Raw genomic sequence first — 9733 nt, forward strand, 5'->3', positions numbered from 1 at the left:
TTCAAACCCTTATAGAAAAGCCGTTTCAGTTTCCGACTCCCTAATACCGACTGCCGAGGACCGCGCGCAGCGCTATATTGCGGTGGGGAGGAAGAAACCAGCGCCAGATTAACAAAAATTTACATAAATTTTTCCTGAAATTTGCGTAATTTCTCCAGTTGCCGGCGATAGGATAGCAGAAGTAGCAGATTTCAGGGTTCCGGGATGATTAAAAATTTGGCGATGACGATCAAAGATTTGGCGATCGTCGGTGCTTCTTGTCTTGCTGGAGGTGCGGCTGCATTCTTCATTTCCCCATCCAAAGACGCTGTTAGTACCATCTTCGGCAGTACCTTGGGTGGATTGGGAGGAGCAACGGTTGTAATTGAAAGCATCAAAAAATCGTCCGGAGTAACCCTCAAAACCACACAAGAAATAGAGAATTTAAAACAAGAGCGTCAACGGCTAAATTCCGAAGTAAAACAGATACAAGATCGACTCAAAAATTTGACTGAAAATTTGAGCCAAATTGACAGTCAGTTGACCAACAAACAAAATGATTTAAAGTTTACCCAAGAAAGACTCGATACACTCGAAGAAAAAAGACAAGATTTGCAGGTTCGGCTAGAGAGAATCAAAATCCAAAATCCCAATTTGGGGCAGTTGGAAGAAATTGCAGCGAAAATCGGAGAACTGAGCCAACAAAAAAGCGGATTAGAAGGTCAAGTCATTGCTCTCAGTTCTCAGATAAAAGAGTTAGAAAATAAACGACAGTCCCTCGCTACAGTTGAAGCACAATATCACGCCAGAACGGGTCAATTACAGGAACTCGCAGAGCAAATCACAGGCAAGACTGAGGAATTGCAAACCCTTCAGACTCGACAAGCCGAGTTGGAAGTCATCCGAGCCAGTTACGATGCCTTGTCCGCAGAACAGCAAAACTTGTTAACAACCATCCGGCAGCTACGTCCGGAAATTGAGAGGTTGGAAGCTGAAAAGCAACGAATTTTGCAGGCGATTCAGGGACACCAACAAGAGTATCAAGAAATTGAACAATTAAGAATGCAAATCAGAAATCTTAATTCTGAAATCCGCAGAAAAAGTCTGGATTTTCAAGACATAGAAAATAAAATCAATACGGAAAATTTAACCCTCAATAGCTTGCGAGTTCAAACCGCTCATTTACAAGAAGAAAAACAGCAGCGTCAAGAAGAGATTGAGCGTTTGAGAGGAGAACTAGAAAATCTCAGCAATAATGCCGAAGTTGCGATGAAGGCGCTCACAGACAAGGTGTGGAATAATTTGCCGCCAACGCGATGGAATATCGGCATTAGTGGGGAGGCAGAACGTCAATTTTTACAAGATTTTATAACATACCTGAACTCACAAGGCTTGACATTTCCCCGGCGGGTGGTCAACGCATTTCACACCTCTTTAAAAGTTCAGGATATCTCGGCATTGGTGGTTTTGGCGGGGATTAGCGGGACTGGAAAAAGTGAACTTCCCCAACGATACGCCGATTTTATTGGAGCCCAGCGTTTGACTTTGGCGGTGCAACCCCGCTGGGATTCCCCGCAAGATTTGCAAGGGTTCTACAATTATATCGAAAAGAAATTTAAACCGACGGATTTGATGCGGGGTCTGTATCAATACAACCACGACGAGCAGATGAGAAATCGCATCGTTATCGTGTTGCTAGATGAGATGAACCTGGCTCGGGTCGAATATTATTTCAGCGATTTTCTCTCCAAACTCGAAAGCCGTCGTTCCGGCGACACTTATTTAGAAATTGATTTGGGAAGTTTGCCGCTGAGGGAGGAGGAACGTCGCCTTAAAATTCCCGAACAGTTTTTATTCGTGGGGACGATGAACGAGGATGAAACCACCCAAACGTTATCGGACAAAGTGCTAGACCGAGCCAATGTTTTGACCTTTGGCAAGCCGGAAAATTTGAGGCTGCGGGAAGAAAATCAAAACGGTTCTGGAGGGAACCGACGTCCCATTTATTTGGATTATCGACAGTTTAAGACGTGGACTAAAAACCCACAAGTCGATTCTCCTGTCGTTCAAAAGGTTAAAGAATATTTGGATAAAGCCAATGATGTGATGGAGAAAATCGGACATCCCTTTGCTCATCGCGTTTATCAGGCCATCACGAAATATGTCGTCAACTATCCCGGGGTGACGCAGGTGGCATCTCCGGAGTTCCGCCATGCTTTAGCCGACCAGTTTGGACAGAAGTTATTACCGAAATTGCGGGGATTGATGGTGGACGATTACCACGAAGAACTCGAAGAGATGAAACAACTGATTGATGAATTGAATGATCCTCCTTTGAACGGAGCGTTTGAAAAAGCCAGAAACAGTTCGACAGGTCAATTTGAGTGGAAAGGATTGATTTATCCGGAGGAGTAGTAAATCATGCAAATTTATCCGAGTTTATTTGCGTATCTGAATAGTAAAGCCGTGGAAAATTATGGGGTTTTGCGGGTGTGCGATCGCCCCATTATTTTGGCAAATGAAGCCAAAAATTTTACCTGTAAAGAAGCGATCGCTCTCGGCGGGGGATTGTATGAAATCGCTTTTCCTTATTTGGAAATTTCCGATCTGGAACATCACCAGAATGAATTAAAATACGGGTTGACTTTGGAGCCGACTGCGGTGGCGATTCAGATTGCCGATGAAGTGTGCGATCGCGACAATTTTGAAGATGAAAACCAGTCGAAAATTTGGGGCGAAAAATTGGGCGATCGCTTCGATGATACCGTCGCCAAATGCTTGCCAGTTTTCACGGGTTTGATCGAAAACTTGATTTCGGAAAAAGTGGGAAAAACAGCCACGGTTCGCGTCCTTGATTTGCCGGATAAAGATGCCAAAATTAAAGACGCACAAAAACCTCTAATTATCACCCTACAAAATCGCTACGAATTAAACAAAAAGCTGCAAACCATCAGTCCCAAAATGCGTCAACAACTGCGACGCAGAGCGGAATTGACCCCCATCGGACGCATTCAAGAAATGGATGCCTATTGTTTGCGGGATTATACCCGCCGTCCCGGCAGAAATGCCGCCGAAAAAGGGGGTTCCCGCCAAGAGTTGATGGCCGTCAGACGCCATCAGGACTACAACACCCCCGAAAATAGATTGCTCATTTATTTTGTCGGCAAAATCTTATATTTGGAGTCCATCCGCCTGGGGTCTGAATATGCCGAAGAAAACCGCAGTTTTAGCCAGTCTATTAAAGCCTTTAGAAATCAACCCCACGTCCGGCAAATTCTCCGACAGTTGAGGCGGTTTCAACTGCTCAAACCCAATTACGTTTTGCTGCAACACCCGATTTACAATAGCTTCTATCGAGCCTATCTTGATTATCTGGCGAAGAGGAAGGAAAAGCAAAAAATCTGGGGATTTCGGAATCGGTTATTCGCCGATGTCATCTCTCTCTGTTTACTGATGGCTTTGACCAAATTTGAAAATTTTTATGTCAACCCCACCGCCGAGTTGCGGCGGCGGATGGTTCCCGAAACGGGACGTTATTTAATCGCAGAAAATGAAGTCAATCTTAAAATTCAAGTCTTTGTAAAAGACAAAGTTTATAATTTTACTATCGAAAAACCGGAGGATATTGGCTGGGGGGACTGGCTGTTAAACCTAGAGATTCACGACTTGAACTCGGACCGGTTGGAAACTCGACAAATTAAAATCCCCATTTGGGTGTTTTGGTATCGTCCCACCGATGCGGTAATTTTACAAGCCGTCGAGTATCTCGGAAACCAGCAACAACGGGAACCCGACATCAAAACCGGACTGATTTTTTACTTGCAGGTTTCCCCCAATAAATTTTCGTCGCAGACACTCAATCAATGGAATTTTGAGAACCCGAGAAAAGTCTGGTTGCTGCCAACTCCCAACTTTCTCGCCGAGGAAGGTTGGAGGGAGACGGTGAATATGATATCCGATTTTATCAAAGGTTTAATCAATCAATTGACGGACGATGAATGAACAACAGTTTTGGTCGGAGTTGAACAATTTACTGAATTCTAAAAACGATTCGCCGTCAACAATACAGGCGATAGGGAAACGGTTGTCGCTGCTGCGGGAACAACTGCCGTTACCCCTAAAGTTAATTGTAGAAACCGTCCGTGACGGCGGGGTTTATTTGACCGAAAGAACCGGCTTAAATTTTCCCAGTATCACCCCCGCCTATCCCCTGAATGGCCATCAGCAAATCGCCTTAGAAATGGCCCTTTCCAATAGTGCGAACGCATTAATTTCCGGCCCTCCCGCCACGGGAAAAACCCGCATCGCCACCAATTTAGCCGACGCCGCCATTCGCCACGAAAAGCGAATTTTGATCCTCAGCCACCATCCCAGTGTCCTGGAGGCTTATAAACAATTACCCGGATATCCATGCAGGCTGAACCAGTTAGAAAGCCATCAAAACTGGATCGCAGAACAACTAAAAAATCATCACCTATCTCGGCCAGAGATGGATTATTTACCCGCCTCCTATCTCCCCGATTCCGAATTAGCAAAACTGCGAACCCCCGCAAAACTCGAAACCTGGCTGCCGCGAATTGCCGACAAATCTACAGTAGAAATTTCCCGGCTTCTCCAAACGGAATTTCCCGATTTAACCCCGGCGAGGCGGGACATCCTCGCCATTCAACTCCGACGGCTGACACCCTTACTCAAACAACAACTCAGCCTCAGTCAACTGTTCGGAAGTCTCCCCGAACGCGACATCCAAACCTTAGCAACACAGTTGGCAAATAATCCCCAAATCCCCATCTTGGCAACCGTCAGAGAGTTTTTTGATGCGGCGAATCAATCTCTGTGGCAAAGCCAATTCGATTGGGTCATTGTAGAAGAATCCCAATATTTAAGCTGGGATGAATTAATCCTGTTGGCGGGTTCGGGTCAAAAATTGATATTGTTCGGCGACGAACGCCATACTTATATCAGTAGACGCAACCGCAGAATGTTAAGCCGCATTGACGGCTTTACCTTCCTCTCTCAGCATTTACTGCCGGCTTATTCCTATAAACTCACCCAACAGTTTCGCTTGCATCCGGAAATTGCCACTCCCGTTTACTCCCTCATTTCTGACACCTGGATTCAAACCCACACCGAACCCATCTACCGCCATTTACCCGCCTGGAATCATCGCCTGGTGTGGCAAAATATTACCGACCAAACTGAAATTGAAAAAATCTCGGAGTGGTCGGCAAATTTACCGCCACCGGGGGAAGATATCGGCATCATTGCCACCTCGGAACGAGAACGGGAACGGTTAATCCGGGAATGTCCGCAATATTTTATCGACACCATCGATAACTGGAGTGGAAAAGAGAGAAAAATCGTCTTTTTTTGCTGTACCGGAAACCCGCAAAACCTGAACTGGGAACGGACAAAAATTGCCTTGACTCGGGCCAAAGATTATTTGATTCTGGTCGGAGACTTTGACCGATGGCGACAGGCTTCACCCTTGAAGAATTTGGAAATTCCCAGAAACAGGACGGGAGAAAGGACGGTGATTTTATCATGAAAGTTCAATGTCAATTGAAAGGAACATTTTATCGGCAATCCTCCACGGGAGAAGGGGTTAGCAGCATCTCCCTCGCCGAACTGTTGCGGGAGGTTCAAGCTGTCGCCACCCAAACCCAGAGGCGGACTCCCCAACTTTTGCGAGAATCTTTCGGTTTGGATTTTGTCCCCCGTTCGGCGTTGATCGAATTATTAAAACAGTTCCATCAGGTGACGGATGAAACGGAACTCTATCAACTGTCCGGGTTGCAATTTTTACATCCCCAGGTTTCCCAAAATCTTCCGGAACCCCAATTTTATGACTATCTATTTGTCAGTTGTGATGACGAGGATGGGGAAGTCAGATTTTCGCTGCAACCGGACGATCGCCAAATTCCCGTTTTTCCCTGTCAAGTGTCGGAACAGGAGGGAATTTACACCTTAATTTTAACCGGCGATCGCCATCCGAGTCTCTCTCCCCAACTGTCCGAGAAGATCTGGAAAGAGGCGATCGAGACTTGGGACAATTTAGAAGATTCTGCCAAAATCGATTATTTTCTCACCTCCATATCCAGTGATGAAGCCGAGGTGACGTTTTCGTCTCAACTGTCGCTGACGGTTCAGTTTGCGGAACTTCCCCCACCTCTACAGCAGGCTATTCAATTCCTGCAAAAACGGCGATCCGATCGTGCGGACTTACCCGGCGATGTCGCCAATTTGGTGGAACAATATAGATGCGATCGAAAACTCAAAACCCGTCATTTTCCCGATCGCCTCGAACCCCAATCAAGTTTTTCACCCGGCAAAAAGTTGATCTTCACAAGAAATAGTCGAAACACGATCGCTGAGATTATCAATAAAGCAGAACAATTTTTGCTGGTATCTAGCTATATCATCGAAGATGAAGATGTCGCAGAACTGATTTGTCAAAAGTCATCCCAACTCCCCCAAGGCGTGTGGATTCTCACCGACTTGAGGGACGAAGTAATTGATAGAATTGATAGTCAAGTGGAGTCCAGACAAAAATTGCCAATCAGTTACCAAAGGTCAGACGAAAAAAAGATCAGGTGTCTGCGAAAATTCTTGGCAACCGACCCCAATCAGCTACAAATCAGAAGTGGAAAATTTCACTTAAAAACCTGCATTTCTGAACAATATGCTTATCTAGGTTCCTGCAATTTGACCGCCGGAAGTTTGGATCGAAATTTGGAATCGGGGATAATTTGGAGAAACACTCCCTTACATTCCCAACTCATTCAAACATTCGGTCAGTTTTGGGATAACCACACCCAAGATGATATCATCGGTTCCGGAAATGTGTTGACCTTGCGTTCCATCCCCCGTCCCCATCAACCCCAAATTGTTTCCCATCCTCAGCTTTTAAATCCCCGCCAATACTATCGAGATTTACTCGACGAACTTCGGAGGTTTCGGGGAAATATCGTTATCATCAGCCGCAGCTTTCGACCCACGCCGGAATTGAGAGAACTTTTGAAGTTATCAAATACCCGAGTTTTTATCGACTCTCAAATGAACTGCCAGGATGCTGATTTTACAATTATTCCTAAAGATAACTGCCATGCTAAAATCACCCTTATTCAAGGCAAAGTCGCCTATATCGGCGGCATCAATTTTAACTTTTATCGCAACAGCTTTGATTTTCATGATTTGATGTACAAGACAACCAATAAACAAGAAATTTCGGCAATCGTAAAGTGTTTTAAATCCAGAAAAGAGGAGAATTGATCGTTATGTCAACTCGATTATTTAATTTGGAATCTTACGTTGAATGCCGTCAATACGCACATCAATTTAACAAAACTCCAGACGCTTTAACTCCCACCCCCGGAGATTTGCCGAGAGGCTATAAAAACTTGCTTAAAGATTACGGCGATTATCGATATTTGAATCAACCTATTTTGAGCGAAAATTGTCCGTCAGGATTGACGGTTAACCCCACAGAACTGACTTGCATGGGGACTCAGTTATCAACCGGGTCAACTCCGCGACTGTTCATTATTCCCGATACTATCGATTTATTAACTCTGAGTACCAGTCATTTTTTGGCATCCCAAGAAGCCTACTTATACGGCAGTGCTTATCATTATTGGAACAACTATTACACTATAAAAGATATCCAAATTGATCGACATCTGTTATTTTTAAATTTAGATAATTGGGTTTCTCGGGAAATGATTCCGATTGAAATTAAGAATCCAACTCCTATTTTGAAGCATCAAACTCCCATCCCATATCAATTAAGATTGAATCCCATCGAAACTTATCAGTCAATTTGTGAAGAGATTGCATCCGAAATATTGACCGCTCATTTTCCGGGGTTGGCGAATCAATCGCAGACCATCAATCACCTCGCGAATCACTTGCAAAAAATTGCATTCTTTCAGAAAGATATTATCAATCAAGAACAGATCACCTTGGTCGGTGAAATATACCATCAAGGCCGCATTTTTTATAAAAATGTGACGGTATCTCGGGATAAAATAAGAGGAATTATTTTAAGCAAAATCAATTTAGAAGAAATTAAGGATTTAATCCAACGTTATCCCAATTATCAATTTGTTTTAGTTTCTCAATATCATCCATTCATCGAATCTCAAGTCACCTCTTACCTTCCCGGCGTGATTTTTGTTTCCAGTCAGCGTCGAGACTTTGACCGCATCTGGAGACACAAGCAGAATTATGGGTCTAGATTACCTCTGTTTGGAATTTACCTAGATAAAATCGAGTTTAAGATTGCTATCGAGGATCAAGAAAGGTGGATTCAACTGACGGAAGGCGATATCATTTCCCGTGAAGGGGAATCCCGCGAGTTGATTGGAACCATTCCGGAATTGGACAACAAGGATACTTTTAGAATTCCCAAAGACAACTTAAATCCGACGCTGCCGATTCGGGTGAATGGCGAGGATTTTTGTAAAAACGGAGTTCCCCAAGATTATAGCATTTCTGTGGAAGAAAAACAAGTGACGGAAGATGTGGAGGTGAGGATAAAATTTACCCTAACACCGGGTTCATCTCCGATTTTAGCCGTTGAAGATATTGAGAATAAGTATCACATCACAGCGGAGTTAACTGATCGAATAGTCAAATACTATGGTTACATTCCCCATGCAAAATTGAGTCAAACCCGTGCAGAAAAGTCGAATAAGCAAATCGAGTTATTTAGATATAATAGCGATCGCCGGCAAAGATTACAAGACTATTTGCAAAAAATAGTTGCCGAATTAGAAATGGTAAATATTTCAAAAAATCGCAGTCCAGAACAACGTGAAAAAGACCAGGAATTAACCGGATTGCTATCTCAAATCACGAGTATTTTGCCGAAAAACAGTCATAGACTCGATGTTCTTCAATATATTGATCCCGAGGAGTTAACCGAATTGACGGCTGTTTTGAGCGATTCTCGATGGCAAAAAATTCCGGATATTCTCAAGCTTTACCCTTGCCATAGATCCAAAATAAATCTCGTTAACAGTGCCTTGATGTGGGTAGGGAAGCTGTATAAATTTTCACCCTATATTTTGTCCGATTTTTATTTTAATGAATCCAAAGAATCGAACATTATAGACGATACAAGAATTAACGCTCAATATTTTCAGTATTTAGCGAGAACTGCTATAAATGAATCCCTACAACAACGATATTTTAATTTATTCGATAATTCTGAGGGATTCACCAATTACGGATATATGTGGTATATGTGGGGTTACGGTCGAATTTTGCTCTGGTATTTTAATTTCCAAGATTCGCGTCATCTTTTTGATTATCGCCACCATTTTCTGACAATTTTAGAATATTTACGAAAAGAAAACCCCAGTTCTTTGCAGGATCAGTACAAGCAAAATGTGTTTTTATCTCTCTCGTATTTGTTGGGTTTTAGAGAATTTGATGCGGGTTTTTGTCAACCCAGTTCCGAGGAGTATTATTTAGCCAAAGAGGTTATTGCTAGGTTTGTTAGTGAACCAATCAAGTTAAATCAGGTTAGCAGAGAAAAGTCGCTGAATCAACTTTTTGAAGAGTTAATCGAAGAAAAATCGACCGAGGAAGATTGCGATAATTTATTGCAGGGGAGTTGAAAATGATCGGGTGGTTTTTGAGCGGAATGATCCCCCCCAGCCCCCCTTGATAAGGGGGGAGAATGATCCCCCCCAGCCCCCCTTGATAAGGGGGAGAATGATCCCCCCCAGCCCCCCTTGATAAGGGGGAG

Annotated in this window: 5 protein-coding genes; all 5 read left to right on the forward strand. The window is 43.6% G+C overall.

Annotated elements, in window-relative coordinates:
• The first annotated feature begins 237 nt into the window (after positions 1-237).
• From LKE08_RS07350 to LKE08_RS07370, 5 genes are read left to right on the forward strand one after another with little or no spacing between them, the layout of a single operon-like run.
• Positions 238-2394, forward strand: coding sequence for an AAA family ATPase (locus LKE08_RS07350; protein ID WP_324703561.1), 2157 nt, complete (start codon positions 238-240; stop codon positions 2392-2394).
• Between the two features lie 6 nt (positions 2395-2400).
• The gene (locus LKE08_RS07355) at positions 2401-3981 is read left to right on the forward strand and encodes a DUF2357 domain-containing protein (protein ID WP_324703562.1); all 1581 of its coding nucleotides are present in this window, start codon (positions 2401-2403) and stop codon (positions 3979-3981) included.
• A complete protein-coding gene (locus tag LKE08_RS07360) occupies positions 3974-5527 on the forward strand; it encodes a hypothetical protein (RefSeq protein ID WP_324703563.1) in 1554 nt (517 codons plus the stop codon). Before LKE08_RS07355 ends, LKE08_RS07360 begins: the two co-directional genes overlap by 8 nt.
• Positions 5524-7251: a phospholipase D-like domain-containing protein gene (locus tag LKE08_RS07365; protein ID WP_324703564.1), complete on the forward strand. Its 1728-nt coding sequence runs from the start codon at positions 5524-5526 to the stop codon at positions 7249-7251. The genes LKE08_RS07360 and LKE08_RS07365 overlap by 4 nt, the downstream gene beginning before the upstream one ends.
• Before the next feature lie 5 nt (positions 7252-7256).
• On the forward strand, positions 7257-9602 hold the full coding sequence (locus LKE08_RS07370; RefSeq protein ID WP_324703565.1) for a hypothetical protein: 2346 nt from the start codon (positions 7257-7259) through the stop codon (positions 9600-9602).
• Positions 9603-9733: the final 131 nt, after the last annotated feature.

It is taken from the genome of Lyngbya sp. CCY1209, from assembly GCF_035615495.1.
In the GTDB taxonomy this organism is placed as follows: Bacteria; Cyanobacteriota; Cyanobacteriia; order Cyanobacteriales; family Microcoleaceae; genus Limnospira.

Excerpts from the sequence above, each read along its gene's own strand:
- LKE08_RS07355 (WP_324703562.1), top strand. The coding sequence starts at position 2,401 with ATGCAAATTTATCCGAGTTTATTTGCGTATCTGAATAGTAAAGCCGTG.
- LKE08_RS07365 (WP_324703564.1), top strand. The coding sequence starts at position 5,524 with ATGAAAGTTCAATGTCAATTGAAAGGAACATTTTATCGGCAATCCTCC.
- LKE08_RS07360 (WP_324703563.1), top strand. The coding sequence starts at position 3,974 with ATGAATGAACAACAGTTTTGGTCGGAGTTGAACAATTTACTGAATTCT.
- LKE08_RS07370 (WP_324703565.1), top strand. The coding sequence starts at position 7,257 with ATGTCAACTCGATTATTTAATTTGGAATCTTACGTTGAATGCCGTCAA.